The sequence below is a fragment of the Sinomonas sp. P47F7 genome (genome assembly GCF_049332655.1).
Lineage (GTDB): Bacteria > Actinomycetota > Actinomycetes > Actinomycetales > Micrococcaceae > Sinomonas.
Genome location: NZ_CP186327.1, coordinates 3,888,432 through 3,911,867, shown reverse-complemented (window position 1 = coordinate 3,911,867; position 23,436 = coordinate 3,888,432). Strand labels below are relative to the sequence as shown.

The window sequence follows — 23,436 nt, the reverse complement described above, 5'->3', positions numbered from 1 at the left end:
GAACACCGTAACGTCTGGATTCCGGCCCCGGGCCTCGTCAGGATCGATGGTGGAATCTTCAACCATTACCGAGGGAACGTCATGAGACTCAAACGCAAACTCGTTATCATCGCCATCGCGGCCGTTGCCGTCATCGGCCTTGCACTTGCCATCGGTCCGCAGATCTACGCAGCGATGCAGCCCGCGGCGCCAGCCCCGCTCTCGGTGGCTTCGTCGAGCCAAAGCCCGGCCGCGCCGTCGTCTGCGGGCGCCGCATCCTCGGCGGCGACGTCAGCAGCGTCGTCTGACGCTGGCACGTGGAAGGCGGCGGAGGGTTCGCAGGCCGGCTATCGGATCGCCGAAGTGCTCAACGGGGCCAACGTGACGGTCGTCGGGCGCACGGCCAAGGTCACGGGCAGCGCGACCGTTGCCGACGGGAAGCTGAGCGCGGCCAGCATCCAGGTGGACGTGGCGAGCATCGCCACGGACAGCACCAGTCGGGACGGCATGTTCCGCACCATGGTCATGCATACGAGCCAGTACCCGACCGCAACGTTTACCCTCGCCGAACCGGTTCAGCTTCCCGAGGTCGGAGCCTCGCCCGTTTCGCTGACAGTCAAGGGCACCCTCGAGCTCGCGGGCCAGAAGCGCAGCGTTACGGCCACGCTGCAGGCGGTGCGCAACGGCGCCTCGGTCTCGGTCTCCGGAAGCATCCCGATCACGCCGCAGGACTTCGGAATCACGCCGCCCAACCTCGGATTCGTCAAGGTCGGCGACTCTGGAACGGTCGAGTTTCTCGTGAACCTGACGCGTTAGCCGGCGGCGGGACTGTCCGAGGGAGCGAGTGGGCCACCGCGAGGCCCAAGGGCGCTCGTCTAGAACGGGGGCGGCTGGGGTTCGGCCGGCTCATGCCTCGGTGGGCTGGCGTCGGGTGGGTCGGGTGGGCCGTCCGCCGGTGGGGTGCCATCCGGTGGGCTGGCGTCGGGTGGGTCGGGCGGGCCGTCCGCCGGTGGGGTGCCATCCGGTGGGCTGGCGTCGGGTGGGCCTGCGTCGGGTGGTTCGTGGCCGGTGGGGCCTGTGACGGCTCGGGTTCCGAGGGGGGAGATCCAGAGGGTGTCGGCGGTGGCGTTGTCGGGGCCGGTGGGGAGGCGGGACGGGGTCCAGGTCTGGAGGCTCTTGAGCGCGTGGTGCTTGGTGCAGAGGGCGTGGAGGTTCTCGGCGTCGGTGGTCCCGCCGTCCTGCCATTCGGTGAGGTGGTCGATCTCGGCCTTGCGGGCGGCCCTCGTGCAGCCGGGGAACTGGCAGGTTCCGTCGCGGTACTCGATGAAGCGGCGCAGGCCCTTGGGGGGCCGGTAGGCGCTGCGGCCGAGCGAGAGGGGCACCCCGTCGGTCCCGGTGAAGAGCCGCTGCCAGGTCGGGGCCGCGGCGGCGAGGCGGCGGGCGGTGTCGGCGTCGATCGGGCCGTAGCCCTCAAGGACCGCGGGCTCCTCGCTGGAGCCGAGGAGGGTGGCGGCAGGGATGTGGACCACGATCTCGGCGGCCGGTGCAGGGGCCGATTCCCCGAGCCGAGGCGAAGGCGCAGCCTCGGGCGATGCCTGCGGGGCCTCGGGCAGTGCCGGAGCATCGCGCAGTTCTGGGGCGTCGGGCGGTGGCGGGCCGTCGGGCGCTGTCGGGGTCAGGATCAGGGTGGCGAGGGTGTCGGCGCGCAGCTGTGGCAGGGTCCGGCCCTCCTCGGGGTCGGAGCGGCGCTGGGCCCGGGCGAGGGTGTCGAGCCGGTTGGCGGCGGCGAGGCCGATCTCGGCGGGCAGGAGGGCGCTGAGCGTGCACATCCCGTCCGGCTCGGGGCGGACCCAGACCCCGCGCTCCTGGGCGGCCCTGGCCTTGCGGGTGCGGATCGAGTCGGGGTGCATGCGCTCGCGCAGGGCCCGGACGGCCTTGCGGAACTCCCCGGGGGTGCGCCGGCGCCCGGTGCGGGTCTCGAGCCGGCCCAGGGCCGCGATGCCGAACTCCTCGGCGCACTCCGACGGCAGGGCCGAGGTCTCGTCCGTGACGACCCGGGCGTGGGCCTCGGTCAGGGTCCCGCTCTCGAGGCCCTCCAGGACCGCGATCTGCGGCCCGCACAGGGCCTCCGCGGCCCCGACCAGCCGCGCCGCGGCGAACTCCGAGATCCCCTCGGCGACCGCGACCTCGGACACGGCAAGCGCGCGGGAGAGGCCCCCGCCGAAGCGCTCCGGGCCGCCGCCCTGCGCCTCGAACCGCTCGGCCGCGCGCCGGCCCTCCTCCTCGCACGCGAGCCGGACCCGCTCCACGGCGAGGGCCTCGAGCGCGGCCAGGAACGAGCGGACCCGCCCGATGTCCGCCAGGACCCGCCGGGCGTCCCGGCCGGTCAGCGTCGACGGGTCCGGGTGCCACAGCGACCCCTCGAGCAGCGAGCCCGGCCGCGCCGTGTGGACCACCGCGCCCGACGCCTCGGCCGCGGCGGACCCGCCACCTGCCGAACCCGCTCCCCCGGCCATGATGCCCCCCAACACCAATCGAAAACTCTTACCTAAGAGTAGCACGTTGTGACTTTGGAGTCGCAAATGTATTCGAATCTGTCGAACGGACCCCGGCGACATTGCGCGTCGCCCCGAGCGCGGCGTCGTGGCGGCTCACCGATGGCCGAGCGGCGCAACGCTGGACCCCTCAATGGTGACGTCGACGCCGTCGAACGCCTCTCCGAGCGTCGACACCCGCGCTACGGCCGGACGAGGACCTTGAGGGACTCCCGCGTGTCCATGGCCTTGTAGCCGTCGGGGACCTCGTCGAGGCCCACGGTGCGGTCGAAGACCTTGCCCGGCTGAACGGTCCCGTCGAGCACGGCCGGCAAGAGCCTCTCGATGTATGCGCGGACGGGGGCAGGCCCGCCCGTGAGCGTCACATTGGGGCCGAACAGGCTCCCGAACCCGACTGCGGCGTCTTCGTACTGCGGCACGCCCACGCGGCTGATGATGCCGCCCGGGCGGACGATCCCGACCGCCTGTTCGTACGCAGGCATGTGCCCCACCGCCTCGAGCACCTTCGCCGCGCCGACGCCGCGAGTGAGCTCGCGGACACGGGCGATGCCCTCCTCGCCCCGCTCCGCAACGACGTCGGTCGCGCCGAACTCGACGCCCAGGTCCGTGCGCACCTGGTGCCGCCCCATGAGGATGATGCGCTCCGCGCCCAGCTGCCTCGCGGACAGGACCGCCATGAGGCCCACCGCGCCGTCGCCAATCACCGCGACCGTGTCGCCCTCGGTGACGTTCGCTCGGACCGCCGCGTGGTAGCCCGTGCCGTACACGTCGGAGAGCGTGAGGAGCGCGGGGTGCAGCGCCTCGTCGGCCGGTCCCGGGACCTTGACGAGTGTGCCGTCGGCGAGCGGGACGCGCACGGCCTCGGCCTGCCCGCCGCCAATCCCGTTGCCGCCCCAGAAGCCGCCGTGCAGGCACGAGGTCTGGAGCCCCTCTCGGCAGAACTCGCACGTCCCGTCCGACCAGGCGAACGGCGCGATGACGAAGTCGCCCTTGCGCAGGGTCGCGACGTCGGCGCCCACCTCCTCGACGACGCCGATGAACTCGTGGCCCATCGGCCGGCCCTCGCCGGTGCTGGGCAGATTGTGGTACGGGTGCAGATCGGAGCCGCAGATGCAGGCCCGAGTGACCCGCACGAGGGCATCGGTCGGCCGCTGGATGGCGGGATCGGGGGTCTCCTCGATCCGGACGTCGCCCGCGCCGTACATGAACGTTGCTCGCATGAAGCCTCTCCCCTTCGGTGTTGATGGCCGCCGCACCCCGGTCGGGTTGCGCCGGCGGCCTCTTCAAGGAGACGGCATTCGACGACGGCGCGGGAGACCCTGCTGGGACAGGTACCGGCAGTGCCTCCCTGGCCGGCGAGTGGCGCGCGCGTTCGGGCCGTCAGGGGACGGCCCGTGCCCGCGCGGCCACTGGCCTCAGCCCGCCGGCCGGACGAGGTACGTGTTCACGGGCCGCCCCGTGGTCCCGTACTCGAGCTTGAGCTCGAGCCGGCCCTTCCGTTCGAGCTCGCTCAGGTAGCGCTGCGCCGTGGGTCGCGAGATGCCCACAAGGTCGGAGATGTCCTGTGCCCCGAGCGGCCGGTCTGCCGCGCGCACGGCGTCGAGGACCTTCTGCATGGTGGGCGGGAGGCTGCGCGAGCTCGGCCCGGGGGCCGCCGAGGCGTGGCGAGACGCGAACAGCGCGTCGACGTCGGTCTGCCCCGAGATGTGCCGCGATTCGCTCTCCGCCCGCCAGCGCCGGTAAGCGTGGAGCTGGGCCGTGAGCTGATCGAAGCCGAACGGCTTGACGAGGTAGTACACGGCCCCGCCGCGCATCGCGGCGCGCACGGTCGCGACGTCCCGCGCGGCCGTGATGATGATCGCGTCCACGTCGTGGCCGTCCTCGCGGAGCGAGCGCAGGAGAGCGATGCCGTCCTCGTCTGGCAGGTAGACGTCAAGCAGGAGCAGGTCAGGGGCGAGCCGGGCCACGGCCTCGCGGGCCTCGGCGGCCGAATGGGCCTCGCCCACGCACTCATAGCCCGCGACGCGCGCCACCTGGGCGGCGTGGAGCTTTGCCACTCGGTAGTCGTCGTCGACCACGAGGGTACGGATCATTCCTGTGCCTCTCCTCTGGCCCCGCGCGCCGTTGCCGGAACCCACACCTCAAACCGTCCGCCCGGACCTGCGAACACATCCATCGTCCCACCGGCCCGCCGAACGATCCGCGCGACGAGCGCGAGCCCGATCCCGCGCCGCAGCCCCGGCCGGGCCTCCTTGGTCGTGTAGCCATCACGGACGACGTCGCTCACGGCCTCCGCGGGCACGCCCGGCCCGCTGTCGGTCACCGAGACGAAGATCCCCGACGAATCGTCGAGCTGGAGCGTCACCTCGCGCTCGTCGGGCTGGCCTACGACGGCGTCGATCGCGTTGTCGAGCAGGTTCCCCACGATCGTGAGGAGCTCCTGCGTCCCCAGGAAGGGCTGGCGGAGGCGCGAATCGTCCGTGATGGCGAGGTGGACGTCCTGTTCGGCTGCGATCGTCACCTTCGCGAGGATGAGGGCCGCGAGCTCGGGCGGCTCGATGCGCGCCCGGAGCCCCTCGCCGAGCGAGCGGGACGTGTCCGCGACCCCGGAGATGAACGTGCGGGCCTGCTCGACATCTCCGAGCTCGAGCAGGCCGCTGACCACGTGCAGGCGGTTGGCGTACTCGTGCTCTTGGGCGCGCAGCGCCTGGATGAGGCCTTCCATCGAGCGCAGGTCCCGGACGAGCGCCTCGACCTCGGTGCGGTCCCGGATGGTGACGACGGCGCCGACGCTCCGCCCGCCCACGCTGACCGGCATGCGGTTGGCCACGAGGAGCGCGTCGTCCGTGATGACGGCCTGATCGACGCCGGTCGCCTTGCCGGTGAGAATGTCGCGAAGCCGGCCTGCCGGGAGCAGCTCCTCGATTGGCTGGCCGAGCGCCGTGCCCTCGATGGTGAGGAGCCGCCGGGCCTCGTTGTTGATGACCGTGACGCGCTCGTGGTCGTCCAGGCCGATCATGGCCTCGCGGATGCCGTGCAGGAGCGCCTCGCGGTCCTGCAGGAGCGAGGCGATTTCCGCTGGCTCGAGCCCGAAGGTGGCCCGCTTGATGCCCCGGGCCAGCAGCACGGAGCCGGTCGTGCCGATGAGAAGGATGAGCGCCGAGTAGCCCGCGATGAGCCAGGCCTGCTGGCCGAGCTGGGTCAGCACGGCCGTCTCGAGGATGCCCACGGACACCTGGCCGATCACGTTCCCTTCGGCGTCGAAGATCGGCGCCTTGGCGTTCGCGGAGAGCCCGAGGCTGCCGGGGTCCGTGCCAACGTGCGTCTGGCCGTCGAGCGCCTCGACCGATTCCTCGAGCTGCTTGCCGATGAGCGCGGGGTTGGGATGCGAGTAGCGCACACCGTCGCGGTCGGTGACGACCACGTAGTCGGTGTGGGCCTGGGCCCGCACCTGCTCAGCGAGCGCCTGGATGCGCTTCGCGGGGTCGTGTGCCTCGAGCTCCGTCGCGATCTCGGGCATCTGCGCCACGGTGGTGGCCACGCCGAGCGCGCGCTGACGGTACTGCTCATCGAGGACTTGCCCCGTGATGCGGTTCGTGACGAACCCGCCCAGGGCGACGGTGAGCAGGAGGATGCATAGCGTCCACACGAGGATTTGAGAGGCGAGCGGGCGCGCTCGCCACCATGTTCGAGCCGGATTCATGCGGTTCTCACCTAACGATCAAAAGGCTCAAAACCTGAATGAAAGCTATTAATCCTCGCAAACCGCGCAACACTGGCTGCACCTTCGCGGTCCTTTCTATTGTTGTCCCAGTCGCTGTGATTCAGCTCACTGGGTATGAAGAAAGGATCCCGCAGGCAATGGCGTTCGCGCAAATTTTGCCTGGGGCATCGCCCTTCGAGGCGTAGCCAAGAATTTTTAGTCGTCGAAGTACCGAAAGACGGAGAAGTCTTTCCCGCAAGACAGAGAGGTCTTTGGACATGGGTGACAATCATCCAGACCGAGCCGCGGCCCGTCAGGGCGCGGACGGGGGAGCGCGGATCGACATTGTCGGCCTGACCAAGCGCTACCTCACGCCGAAGGGCGAAACGTTCACCGCCATCCGCGACGTCACTGTCGCCGTGGAGCCCGGCCAGTTCTGCTCGATCGTCGGGCCGACGGGCTGCGGCAAGTCGACCACGCTCGCACAGGTCTCGGGCCTCGAGAAGCCGAGCGCCGGCTCCGTCACCGTGGGCAACCACATCGTGGACGGCATCACGGACGGCGTGAGCTACATGTTCCAGGCCGACGCGCTGTTCCCGTGGAAGAGCGTGCTCGGCAACGTCATGATGGGCCCGATCCTCCTGGGCATGCACAAGCGCGAGGCCACTGAGCTTGCACGGGACTGGCTGCGCCGCGTGGGCCTCGCCGGCTTCGAGGACCGCTATCCGCACCAGCTCTCCGGCGGCATGCGCAAGCGCGTGGCGATGGCTGCAGCCCTCATCAACAACCCGCGCATTCTCCTCATGGACGAGCCGTTCGGCGCGCTCGACGTCCAGACCAAGGCGATCATGCAGAACGAACTGCTCAAGCTCTGGGAGGAACTGCGGCCGTCGGTGCTGTTCATCACCCACGACCTCGACGAGGCGGTTGCGCTCTCCGATCGCGTGGTCATCATGACCAGCAGCCCGGGCTCGGTCAAGGACGTCTTCGACATCGACCTGCCGCGCCCGCGCGGCAACGTCCAGCAGATCCGCCACGAGGAGCGCTTCCTCGAACTTCAGGGCCAGATTTGGGAGTCCCTCAAGGACGAAGTGACCCGCGCTTACGCGCGAACGGCAGGTGCAGCATGACAACTCTTACCCATGGCGAGGCGCGCGGCGGTACGCCCAAGGCCGAGCAGTCGGCAGCCGAGATCGCGGCAAAAGCCCGCCGCACCACCCAGCGGCGCAAGGTGTGGATCTGGGTCGGAAGGATCGCGCTCGCCGTCGTCATCATCGGCGGATGGCAGCTGTGCACCAATGTGAAGCCTGACGGCAAGCACCCTTTGGTCGACCCCTTTTTCTTCGGCATGCCCACGCAGATCTGGGACAGCCTCGTGACGCTCTTCACCAACAGTGAAGATGCCTCCTTCGGCTCGATCTGGGAGAACATCTGGGTCACCGGTCAAGAAGCCATCCTCGGCTTCCTCCTCGGAACGTTCGTGGGAATCGTGCTCGGCCTGCTCCTCGGCTCGAACAGGTACCTCTCCTCGGTGGTCGGCCCGTACATCCGGATCGTCAACTCGATCCCCCGCATCATCCTCGGCTCGATCTTCATCGTCGCGTTCGGCCTCGGAACCTTCCCGAAGGTCCTGCTTGCGGCCGTGCTCGTCTTCTTCGTGGTCTTCTTCAATGCGTTCCAGGGCGTCCGCGAGGTCGACCAGAACCTCGTCGCGAACGTCCGCGTCCTCGGCGCCTCGCCGTTCCAGGTCGCCATTCACGTGACCATCCCGTCCGCCATGACGTGGATCATCGCGAGCCTCCACACGGCCTTCGGCTTCGCGATCATCGGTGCCCTCGTGGCCGAGGTGCTCGGCGCGCAGCAGGGGCTCGGCCTCATCATCAGCCAGGCTCAGGGGAAGTTCGATCCAGACACGGTCTTTGCGTGCATGATCATCATCGCGGTCATCACGCTCTTGGCCGAATTCCTCATCGGACTCCTCGAGCACACGCTCCTCAAATGGCGGCCGCCGAACAAATCCGAAGCCCAAACCATCTGACCGCAGATATCTGTCCCCCAACAATCCAATTCCCCAATTGATCAACAAAGGATGCGTAAAACAATGATGAAGCGCACTATCTTTGCCGTCGCCGCCGTCGGCGCCGTAGCGCTCAGCCTCACCGCGTGTGGCGGCTCCAGCAGCCCCGCCGCCGGTGCGGGCGGCTCGGCCGCCGCGGGCCCGATGCCCACCGTGAAGATGATGATCGGTGGCATCGACAAGCAGATCTACCTCCCGTACAAGCTTGCGGAGCAGCTCGGCTACTACAAGGAGCAGGGCGTCGACATGCAGCTCTCCACCGAGCAGGACGGTGGCGTCGGTGCAGAGGACGCGATGGTCTCCGGCCAGGTCGACATGTCGGGCGCGTGGTACAACCACACGTACGACTTCCAGCTCCAGGGCAAGGACGTGATCAGCGTCGTCCAGCTCTCGGGCGCTCCCGGCGAGCGGATCATGTGCAGTCCCAAGGCCAACGTCCACTCGGCTGCCGACATCAAGGGCAAGAACATGGGTGTCACGGACCTCGGCTCCGGCACGGACACGCTCACGCAGTTCATCGCGTCGAAGGCTGGGCTCAAGTCCGGCAAGGACTACAAGACCGTCAAGGCGGGCGCCGGCGCAACGGCGATCGCGGCCATCAAGAACGGTCTGGCCGACTGCGTCATGACCACGCAGCCCACGGTCACCGCGATGGAGAGCCAGGGCGTCGCGGAGTCCGCGATCGACCTCGCCACGACCGACGGCGCCACCAAGGCCGTAGGCGGCAACTGGCCGGCCGCGAGCGTCATCGCGAAGAAGGAGTGGGTCGACGCCAACAAGGACACCGTCCAGAAGGTGGTCAACGCCCTCGTCAAGACGATGCACTGGATCGCCACGCACTCGGCCCAGGAGATCGCGGACAAGCTGCCGTCGGACTACACCTCGAACAAGAACATCACGAAGGCTGACTACGTCAAGGCCCTCACGGCGGACAAGGCGCAGTTCCTTCCCGATGGCCTGATGCCGGCGGGCGGCCCGAAGACGATCGCGGACATGTTCACGACGCTCGGGAAGGACGTCTCGAAGATCAAGTACACCGACACCTTCGACAACAGCTTCGCCACCAAGGCCAACCAGACGCTCGGTGAGAAGACCACGACGACGCCTGCTGGCGACAACGGCTAGGCCGCTCGCCATCCAGACCCCTCGGGGCAACGCCCCCAAAGTGCCCCGAGGACAGGCGGGCCCGCACCATCAGGTGCGGGCCCGCCGTCGTCGGTTGTTCAGATTCCGACCATGATTGACCTCGTTGGCGCGGCGAGCCTCGCCGACACGCCGCCTTTCATGTGGAGGGCGGCTTCGAGACAGGTCGCAGTCCGGACTACAGATGAAGCGACGCCGGCCGGGCTAGCCCTGGTCGATGTGGCTCATGTCGCCGTAGCGGGGGCCGACGACGGCGTCGCGCGGCACGGCGTCCTCAAGCGCCGCGATTTCGCTCGCCGAGAGCTCGACGCCGCGCGCGGCAGCGTTCTCCTCGAGGTACTTGACGCGCTTCGTGCCGGGGATCGGCACCACGTCCTCGCCTTGGGCGAGGACCCACGCGAGCGCGATCTGCCCGGGCGTCACGCCCTTCTCCTCCGCGAGCGCGGTCACGTTCTCGACGAGCCGGAGGTTGGCGTCGAGCGCCTCGCCCTGGAAGCGCGGGAAGTACCGCGTCTGGCGGGCGTCCGCCTCCTTTCCGACCGATTCCGCCGTGATCCGCCCCGTGAGAATGCCGCGGCCCAGCGGCGAGTACGGCACGAGGCCGATCCCGAGCTCGCGGATCGTGGGGAGGATCTGGTCCTCGAGGTCACGCGTGAAGAGCGAGTACTCGGTCTGGAGCGCCGTGATCGGGTAGACGGCGTGCGCGCGGCGGATCGTCGCGGCGGCCGCCTCCGAGAGGCCGAGGTGCCGCACCTTGCCGGCCTCGACGAGCTCCGCCATCGCGCCCACGGTCTCCTCGATGGGCACGGTCGGATCGACCCGGTGCTGGTAGTAGAGGTCGATGTGGTCCACCCCGAGGCGCATCAGCGACGCGTCACACGCGGAGCGCACGTACTCGGGGCTCCCGTTGATGCCGAGGCGCTCGCCGTTGGGTCCGCGCATGTTGCCGAACTTCGTGGCGAGCTGGACCTCGTCCCGCCGCCCCGCGATTGCGCGGCCTACGAGCTTTTCGTTCGTGAACGGGCCGTACATGTCTGCCGTGTCGAGGAGCGTGATGCCGAGGTCGAGCGCGCGGCGGATCGTCTCGATGCCCGCGGCCTCGTCGGGGAGGCCGTAGAACTCGGACATGCCCATGCAGCCGAGGCCCATGGACGAGACCGTGAGGGGAGAGGCGATGCCGAGCGTGCGGGTCTGTGCTGTGTTTTCTGGCATGCCCCCAGCCAATCGCTTAGAGCGCGCTCTAAGTCAAGGTCTGCCGGTACAGCTCGATCTTCGCCTCGACCGCGCGCAGGTTCTCCGTGACCTCGGCGAGCTGTGCCACAACCCGCTCGCGGTGCGCCTCGAGGATCTCGAGCCGTTCCTGCTCGTTGCCTTCGCCCTTGCGGACCAGCTCGGCGTAGCGCCGGACCTCGCGGACCGGCATGCCCGTGGCGCGCAGGCGCGCGACCATGAGGATGCCGTTGACGTCCTGGTCCGTGTACTCGCGGCGGCCCGACGGCGTCCGGTCGACGTCGTGGAGCATGAGCCCGTCGCGCTCGTAGTAGCGCAGCGTGTGGGGGCTGAGGCCAGTGCGTTCGGAGACTTCGGCGATCGTGAGACCCATGCGTCCATTCTGCGCCCGCCCGACCATAGGGCGAGCCGCGGGCAGGCTGCCACAATGGCCGCATGCGCACCTTTGGGGTGGAGGAGGAGCTGCTCATCGTGGATCCGTCCACGGGCGAACCGGTTGCACTGGCGGACCGGATGCTCGCCGTAGCCGGGCGGCCGGCGGACATGTCCCACGAATTCAAGCTCGAGCAGGTCGAAGTGCAGACCGCGCCCTGCCAGGACCACGACGAGCTCCTCGGCGAGCTCTTCGCGGGGCGCCGGATCGCCGACCGCGCGGCGAGGTCCTGCGGGGCCCGCGTGGCCGCGATCGCAACGTCCCCGCTCGAGATCGCGACCTCGCTCACGCCGGACGAGCGATTTGCCCGCATGGCTCAGGAATTCGCCCTCACATCGCGTGAGCAGCTCACGTGCGGGCTGCACGTGCACGTGGCCGTCTCCTCGGGCGAGGAGGGGGTCGCCGTCCTCGACCGGATCCGCGACTGGCTGCCGCCCTTCATCGCGCTCAGCGCCAACTCGCCGTACTGGTTCGGGGCGGACACCGGCTACGCGAGCTACCGGACGCAGGCGTGGAACCGCTGGCCCACGTCGGGGCCCCAGGAGCTGTACGGGAGCGCCTCGGCCTACCGCGAGCGGATCGCGGCGATGATCCGCACGGGGTCGATCCTCGACGAGGGGATGGCGTACTTTGACGCCCGCCTCTCGCGGCGTCACCCCACGGTCGAGATCCGTATCGCGGACGTCCCGCTCGCCGCGGGCGATTCGGCGCTCCTCGCGGTCCTCATCCGTGCCTTGGTCGAGACCGCCTCGCGCGAGGCGGACGAACGCGTGGCCCCCCTTGCGACGCCCGTGGCCGTTCTCCGGCTCGCCGCGTGGCGGGCCAGCCGCTCGGGCCTCGGTGGCGACCTCGTGCACCCGATCGAGGGCGTGCGCGTCCCCGCCGCCGACGCGGTCCAGGCGCTCCTCGAGCACGTCAAGCCGGCGCTGCGCGACGCTGGCGAGCTCGTCCGCACCGAGCTCTCGCTCGCCGAACTCCTCGCGCGCGGCACGGGGGAGCGGGCCCAGCGCGATGCGGTCGCCGCGGGGGGAGGGTTCGCGGAGGCCGTCAAGATGGCGGCGTCGCACACCGTGACGCGGGACGGCAGCTGGGACGACGGCGCCCGGGCCACCCTGAGCTTCGTGCGGCGGGGCTAGCCCTCGCCGCGGTCCGGCGGCGTTAGCCGCGGAGCAGGCGCTTGAGCGTTGCGCGGTAGGCGAACGGCGCGACCCACGAGGCGGCGCGGCCGACGGCGTCGGGGAACCTCGCGAGCCCGAAGTCCTGGACCCAGCGCACGGTCGAGCCCGATGCACGGGGCGTCACGGAGACCATGACGCCCCCGGCGATGAGCTTCCCGGACTTCACGATCCGTGCGTGCCCCTCCTGTGCGGCCGCGGGCGGCACGATCTCCTCGACCGTCATGACGTCGTCGAACCCAAGGCGGCGGCCGCGGAAGCCCACGCCGCCCAGCATCGTGCACGCGACGAATCGGTGGCCCGGCCGGAGCTCATCCGCTGCGGCCATGCCCTCGGTGATGTGTGTGAACGGGATGAGCCGATCGTGGGCCCGGAGGTCGAGGATCCGGGCCCACGCCGCAGGGGGCGAGAGCGGAGTGTCGAGCCGGAACTCGAATCGTCTCAACCGCTCGCCCATGGTCAGCCTCAGTCCCCGCGGAGCGCCCACTCGAGGTCGCCGATGAGGTCCCCGACGTCCTCGAGCCCAACGCTCAGTCGGAGCACGCCGTCGCCCAGCCCGATCGCGGCCCGGCCTTCGGCACCCATGGCGCGGTGCGTCGTCGTCGCCGGATGCGTGATGAGCGACTTCGCGTCGCCGAGGTTGTTCGAGATGTCGATGACGCGCAGGCCGTTGAGCAGCCGGAAGGCGGCCTCCTTGCCGCCACCGTCGGGGGCGTTGAGCTCGAACGTGATGACCGTGCCGCCCGCGCTCATCTGCTTGCGCGCGAGCTCGTACTGCGGGTGCGACGCCAAGTGCGGGTACTTGACCCAGCGGACCTCGGGCTGCGCCTCGAGCCACTCGGCGATCGCGAGCGCGTTCGCCGACGAGTGCCGGACGCGCAGGCCCAGCGTCTCGAGGCCCTTCGTGAGGACCCACGCGTTGAAGGAGCTGAGCGACGGCCCGGTGTGGCGCATGAGCTGCTTGACCGGCCCGTCGATGAAGTCCTTCTTGCCGAGGATCGCACCGCCGAGCACGCGGCCCTGGCCGTCGATGTGCTTCGTGCCCGAGTAGACGATCACGTCCGCGCCGTAGTCGAGGCTGCGCTGCAGGAGCGGCGTCGCGAAAACATTGTCGACGACGACCGTCGCGCCCGCCGCGTGGGCCAGGTCCGCGACCGCCTGGATGTCCACGAGTTCATGCATGGGGTTCGACGGCGACTCGAAGAAGACCGCCGTGGTAGGCACCGAGAGCGCCTCGCGCCACTGCTCGAGGTCGGGCCCGTCCACGAAGACGGTCTCGACGCCCCAGCGCGGCAGGATCTCGTTGAGGATCACGAAGCACGAGCCGAAGAGGCTTCGCGCGGCGACCACTCGGTCGCCCGCGCCGAGGAGTGCCCCGAGCGCCGTGAACACCGCCGACATCCCGGATGCGGTCGCGAAGCACGCCTCGGTGCCCTCGAGCAGCCGCAGCCGTTCCTGGAAAGTGGCGACGGTCGGGTTGCCGTAGCGCGAGTACACGAAGCGCTCGTCCTCGCCCGTGAAGGCCCGCTCGGCCGCCTCTGCCGACTCGTAGACGAAGCCCGAGTTGAGGAACAGCGCCTCAGAGGTCTCTTGGAAATTGGTGCGGTCAAGTCCGCCGCGTACGGCCTGGGTGTCTTCGCTCCAGCCGGCGGCGTCGATGTTGAAGGTCACTGACTTACTCTTGTCCTACGTTCGTGGGGAGACCCCGGTTCTTCCAGCCGTTCACGGTGCGCAGCCCGTCGGGCCCTGGGATGCCCTCGAAGCCCTCGATGACGTTGTATGCCGTGAAGCCGAGGTTTGTGGCGGCCGAGGCGGCCGCGGCGGAGCGCTGGCCCGAACGGCAGAGGAACACCAGCTCCGTGCCTCGGTCCTCCGGCCCCTGGAGCTCAAGTTCGTTGATGAAATCGGGGTTCGGGATTCCGCCCGCGAACACCCACGGGATGAACAGCGGGTCGTTGTCCGTCTGGCGCGTGTCCGGGATGCCGATGTGCGCCCACTCCTCCTCGGTGCGCACGTCCACGAGGACCGCGCCCGACTTGAGCTTCTCCCACGCCTCGAGCGGCGTGATGTCCCCCGCGTGGCTCATGCGTGGCCCTCGCCGTCGTACTCGCCGTCGCTCGTGACGCCCTCGGCGAGCTCGTCGACGGCGGAGGCCACGGCCGCGTCCGCGCGGGCCACGGCGTGGGGGAGGATGATCGCCTGGGCGACGATGACGTCGGTCCCGTTGAACGTCGCCGCCGGACTGCCGTGGAGCACGTAGCCCTCCGCGAGGGCCTGCGAGATCCGCGCGCAGAACTCGCGCGTGTCCGGACCGGTGAGGAGCCGGTAGGCGAGCCGCTCCTCGGAGGGGCTGGCCGGCGCGGCGGGGTCGTTGAGCGGCGTGGCGGCCGGCTCTCCCGTCTCAAGGGCGGTATCGGACATGGGCGGGCTCCTTCTGGCTTGCGTATCGATGGACGAATGGCCGAGTCGTCACCTGAGGCACCCCGCCGGATGGAGGGTTGCCGGCCAGCAAGTCAGGGCAGTGCGACTACGGAGGGAGGCTCCGCCGTCGCGCGCTGGCGCTCGTTACTCTGCGTTGAACGTAGCATGCAGCGCCGGGGCCAGCCATGGGCAGGCAGTAACGATCGGCAACACGCGCGCCGGCCCCGCCGAATCGTGGGACGCCGGGGCCTGGATTCCGACCGGGATTGACGGCCGACGGCGGCGTGTCGCCGAGGGCGCGCCGAGTTCCGTCGCAGGGGCGGCGCCAAAGCTGGTCGGAATCCGCGGCTGGCGGCTACGTGTAGCCGTTCTCCTCCAACATATGGTTCGGGAGTCGGTTGCCTGGGGCCCGGCCGCGGATCTCGAGGAGCTCGCGCGCGTGCTCCCACAGCCGCCGGTCCTCTTCGGAGACGGGCGTCCACGGCGGGATCGGCACGGCTGTGCCCGTCTCGTCGCGGGCCACCATGACCGTGAGGCAATACGTGGTGAGCTTCAGCTCCCCGCCGCGAGGACTCCCCGAGCGGACGTGGACCGCGATGTGCATGCCCTTGTTCCCCGTGTACACGAGCCGGGCCTCGACCTCGACCACGTCGCCGATGAGCAGTGGCCGGTAGAAGCGGACCCCGCCGGAGAACACCGCGACGGTGTCCCGTCCGGAATACCGCGCGGAGCACACGTACGCGGCCTCGTCGATCCACTTCATGACGGTGCCGCCGTGGACTTTGCCGCCCCAGTTCACGTCCGTTGGCGCCGCGAGGAACCTCAGCACGACGCGCTCGGCCGTGCCCGCGTCCGTGTACTCCTGCCGTTCCATGGACTTGGCGATCTCGTCCCGCACCGCGATGCGGGCGATCGCGTGGGCTTCGGCCTCGCGTTCGGCGTCCGTCCGGGGCGCGAACTTCGGCACCGCGATGGGCCGCCCGTCGGCCCCGACCGCCACGAAGATCACGAGGCACTGGCTGCGCATCGTCGGGGCACCGCCCTTCGGGTCCCCCGAGGAGACGACCGTCCGGATGTGCATCGATGAGCGCCCCGTGTAGACGATCGTTGCCGTCACCTCGACCATGTCGCCCACGTTCACGGGGTCCGCGAAGTGGATGTTGCCCACGTAGGCCGTGACGCAGTACGCCTTCGCCCAGCCGACGGCCGCGGCGTACGCGGCCTTGTCGACCCATTCGAGCACCGTCCCCGCGTCGACCGAGCCCGAATGGCCCACGTCAGTCGGCGCGGCGAGGAAGCGCAGGGTGACCTCGTTGCTCGTTTCGGTCGCGAGGCGCTGGGCGGAGTCCGTGGTGTGCATAGGGTCGGTCAATTCCGTCTCAGTCCCGGTCGGTGTCGCCGAAGCCCGTGTGGGCGTGGCCCTCGGCGTCGGGGATCCCGCCGGCGCCCGCCGAGCCGAGGCCGAGCCCGATCCCGCTCACGCGCCGTCGCCGCTCGCGGTGCGGCGGCTCCTTCGCGTCGTCGTCGCCGTCGTGGGGCTGGTGGAGCAGGAAGGACTCTTGGTTGTGACCGTATCCCGGGTCCTGGTTGTACCCCTCCTCGAGCCCCGGGTCGTCGCCGTAGGGGGCCGCGGGCGGCGGGACGCGGTCGCTCTGTTCCATAACGGCACCGTAGACGGATTGCGTCGATGCGCGCCAGAGCCTCCCAGCGCGCCGCCCGAGGGGGCGCCTATGCGACGCGGGTGCGTCACACGAACGCCGCCTCACACGAAGGCAGACCTCACACGAAGGCAGACCGTCCCGTCACGGCCCGCCCGACGATGAGCGAGTTGATCTCGTAGCTGCCCTCGTACGTGTAGAGCACCTCGGCGTCGCCGAACAGCTTCCCCATCTCGAAGTCGGTGGAGATGCCGTTCCCGCCGAGCAGCGAGCGGCCCAGCGCGACGGATGCGCGGGCCAGTCGCGTGGTCGTGGACTTCGCGAGCGCGGCCTGGGGCATCTCGAGGAGCCAGTCCTGCTGGAGCCGGGCGAGCTCGACCATGAGGGCGAGCGAGGCGTGCGCATTGCCGAGGATCTCGGCGAGGTGCTGCTGGACGAGTTGGAAGGACGCGAGTTCGCGGCCGAACTGCCGCCGCTGCAGGGCGTAAGCGCGCGCGACGTCGAACGCGGCGAGCTGGATCCCCGCGGCCTGCCAGCCGACCCACGCGCGGGAGTCGCGGAGGAGCTCGTTGGCGCGGGAGAAGTCGGTGGCCCCGGGCAGGCGGTTCGCCTCGGGAACGCGGACGTCCTCGAGTGCGAGGTCGGCATTCTGGATGATCCGGAGGCCGATCTTGTTCGAGATCTTCGTGGCCGTGAACCCCGGGCTGTCGGTCTCGACGATGAACGCTTTGACCTCCTGATCGATGGTGTCGCGGGCCCACACGAGGGCGAAGTCCGCGACCGTCCCGGAGCCGATCCATCGCTTCGCCCCGTTGAGGATCCAGCCGTCCCCGTCCGGCCGTGCAGTCGTCTCGAGCCCGCGCGCGATATCGGATCCATGCTCGGGCTCCGTGAGGGCGAACGCGCCGAGCGCCCTGAACTGCTCGAGGCCGGGCATCCAGCGGCGCTTCTGCTCGTCCGAGCCGAGCGCGTCGACCATGCCGAGGATGAGCTCGTTGTGGATCCCGACGAGCGCCGAGAGCGAGACGTCGGCTCGCGCCACCTCGGTGTACATGAGGCCCTTGAACAGGGCGGAGGTCCGGTCGGTCTGCAGCCGGGCGAGGCCGTGCGCCGCAAGGCCCGGGAGCAGTTCCGCCGCGAACTCCTCGCGGTTCCAATACCCGATGCTCGCGGGCCGCACCTCGGCTTGGAGGTACTCGCGCGTTGCGTGGTACCGCCTCCGTTCGTCCTCGGGCAGCAGCTCGACGACGCGGAACAGGTCCGCGTCCTCGAACGGCGGCGCGCCGGCCGCGGGGTCCGATTCCGGCGATCCCGACGCCGGGGTTTCCGGCGCGGCCTCCCGTGCAAGTGCGTTGAGCATGTGACGCCCCTGTCCCCTCGCGGTCCGTCCCCTCGCCCGCGGCCGTGCGGGGAGGCTTCCGAACCCTTGGACGTCCTAGTATATTTCACGGTGACGTGGATCACTAAACTGCGTCAACCGGGCGAGGGCGGCCCGGTCCGCGTAACGCGAAAGGCGCACCATGACCGTCACCGATGACTTCCGGGCAGCGCGCGACAGGCTCCTGGCCCTTCGCGGGGACTACGAACTGGCGCGCCTCGAGTTCGAGTGGCCACGCTTCGAGGAGTTCAACTTCGCGTCCGACTGGTTCGACGCTCTAGCGGCGGACCCCGAGCGCGGCGAGCAGCCCGCACTCGTCATCGTCGAGCAGGACGGCACCTCGACGCGCCGCTCGTTCGCCGAGCTTGCCGAGCGCTCGCGCCAGGTCGCGTCCTGGCTCCGAGACCAGGGCGTGCGGCCGGGCGACCACGTGATCATCATGCTCGGCAACCAGGTCGAGCTGTGGGAGCTCATCCTCGCCTGCATCCGGCTCGGCGCCGTCATGATCCCCACCACCACGCTCATGGGCCCCCGGGACCTGGCGGACCGCGTGGAGCGCGGCGCCGCGCACTGGGCGGCCGTCGGGGCGGCGCACCTCGCCAAGTTCGACGACGTCGAGGGCGACTACACGCTCTTAAGGGTGGGAGGGGTGGGTGAGGAAGCCGGGGTGGGCGAGGCGAGCTCAGGGGAGGCGGACGACGGCGGGCGGCAGGGCGGCGTCGTCCGTTCGGGCCGCGCTGTGCTCGACTATGCCGAGTCCCGCCAAGCGAGCGCAGACTTCGCGCCCGACGCCCCGACGCGCGCCGACGACACGCTCCTGCTCTACTTCACGTCCGGCACGACGTCGAAGCCCAAGCTCGTCGAGCACACCCACGTCTCGTACCCGGTGGGCCACCTGTCGACGATGTACTGGATCGGCCTCGAGCCGGGGGACGTGCACCTCAACGTCGCCTCGCCGGGGTGGGCGAAGCACGCGTGGTCGAACGTCTTCGCGCCGTGGATCGCCGAGGCGACCGTGTTCATCTACAACTACGAGCGGTTCGACGCGGCCGCGCTCATGGACAACATGGGCCGCGAAGGCGTCACGAGCTTCTGCGCGCCGCCCACCGTGTGGCGCATGCTCATCCAGTCCGACCTCACGCGGCTCGCCGCGCCGCCGCTCAGGGCCGTCTCGGCGGGGGAGCCGCTCAACGCCGAGGTCATCGGCCAGGTGCAGCGTGGGTGGGGCGTCACGATCCGCGACGGTTTCGGGCAGACCGAGACCACCGTGCAGGTCGCGAACACGCCCGGCCTGCCCGTCACCGCCGGTGCGATGGGACGGCCGCTGCCGGGCTACGACGTCGTCCTCGTGGACCCCGCGACAGGCGAGGAGGGGGACGAGGGCGAGCTGTGCCTCCGCCTCGATCCGCGCCCCGTCGGGCTCATGGCCGGGTATCACGGCGACCCCGAGCGCACGGCGGAGGCGTTCCGCGGCGGCTACTACCACACGGGCGACATGGCGAGCCGCGGCACCGGAGGGGTCATCACGTACGTGGGTCGGGGCGACGACGTGTTCAAGTCGTCCGACTACCGGCTCTCGCCGTTCGAGCTCGAGAGCGTGCTCATCGAGCATCCGGCCGTCGCGGAGGCGGCGGTGGTGCCCTCGCCCGATCCCGTCAAGCTCTCGGTGCCGAAGGCGTTCGTGGTGCTCGCCGTGGGCTACGAGCCGACCCCCGCGCTCGCCGAGGAGATCCTGGCTTACGCGCGCGCCCACCTCGCTCCGTTCAAGCGGATCCGGCGCCTCGAGTTCAGCGAGCTGCCCAAGACCATCTCCGGGAAGATCCGGCGCGTCGAGCTGCGGCACGGCGAGGAGGCGCGCCGCTCGGGCGCCGGCGTGCCACAGGGCGCGGGGGTCGAGTACTCCGAGGCCGATTTCCCCGGCCTCAAGGACTAGCCGTGGCCACCCCTCTTCCGCGCGACCCCATCGCCGACGCCCGGCGCAACTGGGAGCGGCACGGGTGGGGGAACGTCGCCGCGCCGATGGCCGCGATCACGGCGATCATGCGGACGCAGCAGATCCTGCTGGCCCGGATCGAGGATGTGCTCAAGCCGTTCGGGCTCACGTTCGCCCGCTACGAGCTGCTCGCGCTCCTGAGCTTCGCGCGCGGCGGCTCGCTGCCCATGAGCCGGGCCAGCGCCCTCCTGCAGGTCCACCCGACGTCGGTGACGAACGCCGTCGACCGCCTCGAGCAGGCCGGGCTCGTGGCGCGCTCGCCGCACCCCACGGACGGGCGCACGACGCTCATCGGGCTCACCCGCGAGGGGCGCGGGCTTGTCGAACGGGCGACGGCGGCGCTCAACACCGAGGTCTTCGCCCGCTCGGGCTTCACGGACGACGACGTCGAGCAGCTGATCAGCGTGCTCGGCGGCTTCCGCCGGAGGGCGGGGGACTTCGTCGACCCGTAGGCCGGCTTACTTTCCGCCCGAGCGTTCGCGGATGTCGGTGATGATTCCCGAGAAGTCGCGGACGGCGCCGCCGCCGGCCGCGAATTCGTCGTAGATCTTCGACGCGAGCGGGCCCATCTGCGCGGCCACGCCCGTGCTCTCGACCGCCTGGAGCGCGAGCCTGAGGTCTTTCGCCATGAGCGCACCGGAGAATCCGGGCTGGTAGTCGCGGTTCGCCGGGCTCGCGGGCACGGGGCCGGGCACGGGGCAGTTCGTGGTGAGCGCCCAGCACTGGCCGGACGCGTGGGCTGCGACGTCGAAGAGCACCTCGTCCTTGAGGCCCAGGTGCTCGCCGAGCACGAAGGCCTCGCTCACCGCGATCATCGAGACCCCGAGGATCATGTTGTTGCAGACCTTGGCGGCCTGGCCGGCCCCGTGGCCGCCGCAGTGCACGATCCGCTTCCCCATGAGCTCCAGCACGGGGTGGATGGCCGCGAAGTCCGCGTCGTCGCCGCCGACCATGAACGTGAGCGTCGCGGCCTCCGCCCCGACGACGCCGCCCGAGACCGGGGCGTCGACGAAGCGGTGGCCTGCCGCCGTGGCCACGGCGGCGGCCTCGCGGGCCTCGCTCACGTTGATCGTCGAGCAGTCGAGGAACAGCGTGGCAGGGGCCGCACCCGCGAGGAGGCCGGGCTGGCCGTCCTTCCCGCGGTACAGGTCGAGGACCTGCTGGCCGGCCTGGAGCATCGTGAGGATGACGGCGGCGCCCTCCGCGGCCTCCTCGGCCGAGCCCGCGACCTTGACGCCGTGCGCGCGCGCGGCGTCCGCGGCCGCCGGGAACGGGTCGTAGCCGACCACCTCGTGGCCCGCCCTGACGAGGTTCGCGGCCATCGGCCCGCCCATGTGCCCGAGGCCGAGGAACGCGATCCGACCGGTCGAGACCTCCTGATCCGTCATGCGACTAGCTCCCTTCCGGCATGATGAAGTGCGCGCCCTGGCGGATCCCCGAAGGCCAGCGGCTCGTGACCGTCTTGGTCTTGGTGTAGAAGCGGAACGCGTCGGGGCCGTGCTGGTTGAGGTCGCCGAAGCCGGAGGCCTTCCAGCCGCCGAACGTGTAGTACGCGATCGGCACGGGGATCGGCACGTTGATGCCCACCATGCCGACCTCGACGCGGCTCGCGAAGTCGCGCGCCGAATCGCCGTCGCGCGTGAAGATCGCCACGCCGTTGCCGTAAGGATTCTCGCTGCACAGCCGCAGCGCCTCCTCGTAGTCCTCGGCGCGGACCACGCTCAGCACGGGACCGAAGATCTCGTCGCGGTAGATGCTCATCTCCGGGGTCACGCGGTCGAACAGGGTGGGACCCACCCAGAAGCCGGCCTCGTAGCCCTCGACCTTCGCGCCGCGCCCGTCCGTGACGAGCGAGGCGCCCTCCTCGACGCCGGCCGCGATGTAGCCCTCGATCCGCTCCTTCGCCGCCGCCGAGACGACCGGCCCGAAATCGGAGCCCGGCTCGAGGCTTGCGCCGACCGTGAGGCCCTTGATGCGGTGCTCGAGGGCGGCGATGAGGCGGTCTCCCGTCTCCTCGCCGACGGGGACCGCGACGGAGATGGCCATGCAGCGCTCGCCGGCCGAGCCATACGCGGCCCCGATGAGCGCATCCGCGGCCATGTCCAGATCGGCGTCCGGCATGATCACCATGTGGTTCTTCGCCCCGCCGAAGCATTGCGCGCGCTTGCCATGCGCCGCGGCGGTTGCGTAGATGTACTGTGCGATCGGGGTCGAGCCGACGAAACCGATCGCCTTGACCCGCGGATCCGTCAGGAGAGCGTCCACGGCCACCTTGTCGCCGTTGACCACGCTGAACACGCCGTCGGGCATGCCCGCCTCGGTGAACAGCTCGGCGAGGCGAAGCGGCACCGAGGGATCGCGCTCGGACGGCTTGAGGATGAACGCGTTGCCCGCCGCAAGGGCCGGCCCGCACTGCCACAGCGGGATCATGGCGGGGAAGTTGAACGGCGAGATGCCGGCGACGACGCCAAGCGGCTGGCGCAGCGAGTGGACGTCGATGCCCTGGCCCACGCCAGTGGAGAATTCGCCCTTGAGAAGGTGGGGCGCCCCCGCCGAGAATTCGATGACCTCGATGCCGCGCTGCACGTCGCTCCGCGCGTCGGCGAGCGTCTTGCCATGCTCCCGCGAGAGCAGCGCGGCGATCTCGTCGAGGTGCTCGTTGACGAGGTCGACAAACTTGAGCAGGATCCTCGCGCGCCGTTGGGGGTTGAGGGCTGCCCATTCGGCTTGGCCCTTCTCGGCAGCCGAGATCGCGCCGCTGACCTCGTCGACGCTCGCGAACGGGACTCGGCCCTGGACCTCGCCAGCGCAGGGATCGTAGATGTCGCCGAAGCGGCCGGATGTCCCGTCGACCCTCTGCCCGCCCACGTAGTGGGAAAGTTCATACACCATGGCGGAGCGCTCCTTTGCGGCCCTGGTTGTGATCCACGTCTCTTCGGGATCTAGCTTCGAAGATACTCGGACTTCCAACTAATTTCCAGAGCAGGTGCCGCTGTGGTGCGGTCTGTCTCGGAGGTGAGGCTGTCAGGAGACGATGGTGCCTCTGTCTAGCCGAGTGACGCGGTCAGCTGCCGCGATGTCGGCATGATCATGGGTGACGCACAGAACTGCGATGCCCCGTGCTGCTTCCTCGGCGAGGATTCTGCGGGTGCGGCCCTGGCTTTCGGTATCAAGCCCGGCGGCGGGTTCGTCGAGAATGAGGATTTCGGCGGAACGGGCGAGTCCCTGGGCGAGCAGCGCCCGTTGGCGCTGGCCTCCGGAGAGGGCGGAGAATGGGCGCCGTTCAAGGCCGCCCATCTCCACCCGGGCGATGGCAAGGCCTGCGATTCGGGCGCGTTCGCGTGCGGAGCGCGGACCGCGGCCATGCCGCCGGTCACCCCACGTGCCCATCGTGACCACGTCGCGGACGGTGACGCAGAGCGTTTCGGGCGCCGCGGGCCGCTGCACGACGAGTGCGACATCTGCGGCCCGTTCGATGACTCCGTCCTGGGGGCTGAGGACGCCTGCGAGCAGCTCCACGAGCGTGGACTTTCCTGCGCCGTTCGGGCCCGTCATTGCCGTCACGGTGCCCCACGGGACATCAAGGCTGACCTCCTCGAGCACTTTGGTGCCGCCGAAGGCGAAGGAGAGGCCGGTTGCTTGGATCGCTGGTTGCAGGGTGCTCATGCTCATGTTCCCTCATTTTGATAAT

The 23,436-nt window shown here is 70.0% G+C and carries 23 protein-coding genes and 1 riboswitch; of the genes, 7 read left to right on the top strand and 16 right to left on the bottom strand.

The features are described from left to right. Positions 1-81: 81 nt before the first annotated feature. A complete protein-coding gene (locus ACOKR1_RS18355; RefSeq protein ID WP_422934337.1) occupies positions 82-795 on the top strand; it encodes a YceI family protein in 714 nt (237 codons plus the stop codon). Positions 796-854: 59 nt separating this feature from the next. Here ACOKR1_RS18355 and ACOKR1_RS18350 read toward each other — a convergent pair whose 3' ends face one another. The 4 genes from ACOKR1_RS18350 to ACOKR1_RS18335 all read right to left on the bottom strand — a co-directional run bounded on the left by ACOKR1_RS18350 (position 855) and on the right by ACOKR1_RS18335 (position 6,237). Beyond that, positions 855-2,495 carry a DUF222 domain-containing protein gene (locus ACOKR1_RS18350; RefSeq protein ID WP_422934336.1) on the bottom strand — a complete coding sequence of 547 codons (1,641 nt, stop codon included), beginning with the start codon at positions 2,493-2,495 and terminating at the stop codon, positions 855-857. 221 nt (positions 2,496-2,716) lie between these two features. Beyond that, the gene (locus ACOKR1_RS18345) at positions 2,717-3,754 is read right to left on the bottom strand and encodes a zinc-dependent alcohol dehydrogenase family protein (protein ID WP_422934335.1); all 1,038 of its coding nucleotides are present in this window, start codon (positions 3,752-3,754) and stop codon (positions 2,717-2,719) included. 195 nt (positions 3,755-3,949) lie between these two features. Next, on the bottom strand, positions 3,950-4,627 hold the full coding sequence (locus ACOKR1_RS18340; RefSeq protein ID WP_422934334.1) for a response regulator transcription factor: 678 nt from the start codon (positions 4,625-4,627) through the stop codon (positions 3,950-3,952). Then, positions 4,624-6,237: an ATP-binding protein gene (locus ACOKR1_RS18335; RefSeq protein ID WP_422934333.1), complete on the bottom strand. Its 1,614-nt coding sequence runs from the start codon at positions 6,235-6,237 to the stop codon at positions 4,624-4,626. The genes ACOKR1_RS18340 and ACOKR1_RS18335 overlap by 4 nt, the downstream gene beginning before the upstream one ends. 278 nt (positions 6,238-6,515) lie before the next feature. Here ACOKR1_RS18335 and ACOKR1_RS18330 point away from each other — a divergent pair, with 278 nt between their 5' ends. From ACOKR1_RS18330 to ACOKR1_RS18320, 3 genes are all read left to right on the top strand, one after another. After that, the gene (locus ACOKR1_RS18330) at positions 6,516-7,367 is read left to right on the top strand and encodes an ABC transporter ATP-binding protein (RefSeq protein ID WP_422934332.1); all 852 of its coding nucleotides are present in this window, start codon (positions 6,516-6,518) and stop codon (positions 7,365-7,367) included. Next, positions 7,364-8,275 carry an ABC transporter permease gene (locus ACOKR1_RS18325; protein WP_422934331.1) on the top strand — a complete coding sequence of 304 codons (912 nt, stop codon included), beginning with the start codon at positions 7,364-7,366 and terminating at the stop codon, positions 8,273-8,275. The genes ACOKR1_RS18330 and ACOKR1_RS18325 overlap by 4 nt, the downstream gene beginning before the upstream one ends. 63 nt (positions 8,276-8,338) lie before the next feature. Next, positions 8,339-9,439, top strand: a complete 1,101-nt coding sequence (locus tag ACOKR1_RS18320) for an ABC transporter substrate-binding protein (protein ID WP_422934330.1) — start codon at positions 8,339-8,341, stop codon at positions 9,437-9,439. 222 nt (positions 9,440-9,661) lie between these two features. Here ACOKR1_RS18320 and ACOKR1_RS18315 read toward each other — a convergent pair whose 3' ends face one another. Together ACOKR1_RS18315 and ACOKR1_RS18310 are read right to left on the bottom strand one after the other, a co-directional pair. Next, positions 9,662-10,669: an aldo/keto reductase gene (locus ACOKR1_RS18315; protein ID WP_422934329.1), complete on the bottom strand. Its 1,008-nt coding sequence runs from the start codon at positions 10,667-10,669 to the stop codon at positions 9,662-9,664. A 28-nt stretch (positions 10,670-10,697) separates the two neighbouring features. Continuing rightward, positions 10,698-11,060: a MerR family transcriptional regulator gene (locus tag ACOKR1_RS18310; RefSeq protein WP_422934328.1), complete on the bottom strand. Its 363-nt coding sequence runs from the start codon at positions 11,058-11,060 to the stop codon at positions 10,698-10,700. A 62-nt stretch (positions 11,061-11,122) separates the two neighbouring features. Between ACOKR1_RS18310 and ACOKR1_RS18305 the strand changes: the two genes are divergently transcribed. Next, the gene (locus ACOKR1_RS18305) at positions 11,123-12,256 is read left to right on the top strand and encodes a glutamate--cysteine ligase (protein ID WP_422934327.1); all 1,134 of its coding nucleotides are present in this window, start codon (positions 11,123-11,125) and stop codon (positions 12,254-12,256) included. A 22-nt stretch (positions 12,257-12,278) separates the two neighbouring features. On the opposite strand, the gene ACOKR1_RS18300 is transcribed toward ACOKR1_RS18305, so the two are convergent. From ACOKR1_RS18300 to ACOKR1_RS18270, 7 genes are all read right to left on the bottom strand, one after another. After that, the gene (locus tag ACOKR1_RS18300) at positions 12,279-12,752 is read right to left on the bottom strand and encodes a hypothetical protein (protein WP_422934326.1); all 474 of its coding nucleotides are present in this window, start codon (positions 12,750-12,752) and stop codon (positions 12,279-12,281) included. 8 nt (positions 12,753-12,760) lie between these two features. Beyond that, complete coding sequence (locus ACOKR1_RS18295) at positions 12,761-13,966, bottom strand: O-succinylhomoserine sulfhydrylase (RefSeq protein WP_422934325.1); 1,206 nt, start codon at positions 13,964-13,966, stop codon at positions 12,761-12,763. A gap of 4 nt (positions 13,967-13,970) precedes the next feature. Further along, complete coding sequence (locus ACOKR1_RS18290; protein WP_422934324.1) at positions 13,971-14,381, bottom strand: rhodanese-like domain-containing protein; 411 nt, start codon at positions 14,379-14,381, stop codon at positions 13,971-13,973. Then, positions 14,378-14,716, bottom strand: coding sequence for a DUF1737 domain-containing protein (locus ACOKR1_RS18285; protein WP_415854265.1), 339 nt, complete (start codon positions 14,714-14,716; stop codon positions 14,378-14,380). Before ACOKR1_RS18285 ends, ACOKR1_RS18290 begins: the two co-directional genes overlap by 4 nt. A 9-nt stretch (positions 14,717-14,725) precedes the next feature. Continuing rightward, a riboswitch (SAM riboswitch) is annotated at positions 14,726-14,865 on the bottom strand. Positions 14,866-15,071: 206 nt separating this feature from the next. Beyond that, positions 15,072-16,076, bottom strand: coding sequence for an acyl-CoA thioesterase (locus tag ACOKR1_RS18280; protein WP_422934323.1), 1,005 nt, complete (start codon positions 16,074-16,076; stop codon positions 15,072-15,074). Positions 16,077-16,095: 19 nt separating this feature from the next. Then, positions 16,096-16,377 carry a hypothetical protein gene (locus ACOKR1_RS18275; RefSeq protein ID WP_422934322.1) on the bottom strand — a complete coding sequence of 94 codons (282 nt, stop codon included), beginning with the start codon at positions 16,375-16,377 and terminating at the stop codon, positions 16,096-16,098. Positions 16,378-16,495: 118 nt separating this feature from the next. Beyond that, positions 16,496-17,734, bottom strand: a complete 1,239-nt coding sequence (locus tag ACOKR1_RS18270) for an acyl-CoA dehydrogenase family protein (RefSeq protein WP_422934321.1) — start codon at positions 17,732-17,734, stop codon at positions 16,496-16,498. Positions 17,735-17,894: 160 nt separating this feature from the next. Here ACOKR1_RS18270 and ACOKR1_RS18265 point away from each other — a divergent pair, with 160 nt between their 5' ends. Next, positions 17,895-19,685, top strand: coding sequence for an AMP-binding protein (locus ACOKR1_RS18265; RefSeq protein WP_422934320.1), 1,791 nt, complete (start codon positions 17,895-17,897; stop codon positions 19,683-19,685). Positions 19,686-19,687: 2 nt separating this feature from the next. Then, complete coding sequence (locus tag ACOKR1_RS18260; RefSeq protein WP_415856168.1) at positions 19,688-20,197, top strand: MarR family winged helix-turn-helix transcriptional regulator; 510 nt, start codon at positions 19,688-19,690, stop codon at positions 20,195-20,197. 6 nt (positions 20,198-20,203) lie between these two features. On the opposite strand, the gene mmsB is transcribed toward ACOKR1_RS18260, so the two are convergent. The 3 genes from mmsB to ACOKR1_RS18245 form a co-directional block, all read right to left on the bottom strand. Then, positions 20,204-21,133: a 3-hydroxyisobutyrate dehydrogenase gene (gene mmsB, locus ACOKR1_RS18255; protein WP_422934319.1), complete on the bottom strand. Its 930-nt coding sequence runs from the start codon at positions 21,131-21,133 to the stop codon at positions 20,204-20,206. A 4-nt stretch (positions 21,134-21,137) separates the two neighbouring features. After that, entirely contained in the window at positions 21,138-22,637 is a 1,500-nt protein-coding gene (locus ACOKR1_RS18250; RefSeq protein ID WP_422934318.1) for a CoA-acylating methylmalonate-semialdehyde dehydrogenase, read from the bottom strand. Between the two features lie 132 nt (positions 22,638-22,769). Next, positions 22,770-23,417, bottom strand: coding sequence for a metal ABC transporter ATP-binding protein (locus ACOKR1_RS18245; RefSeq protein ID WP_422934317.1), 648 nt, complete (start codon positions 23,415-23,417; stop codon positions 22,770-22,772). Positions 23,418-23,436 lie beyond the last annotated feature (19 nt).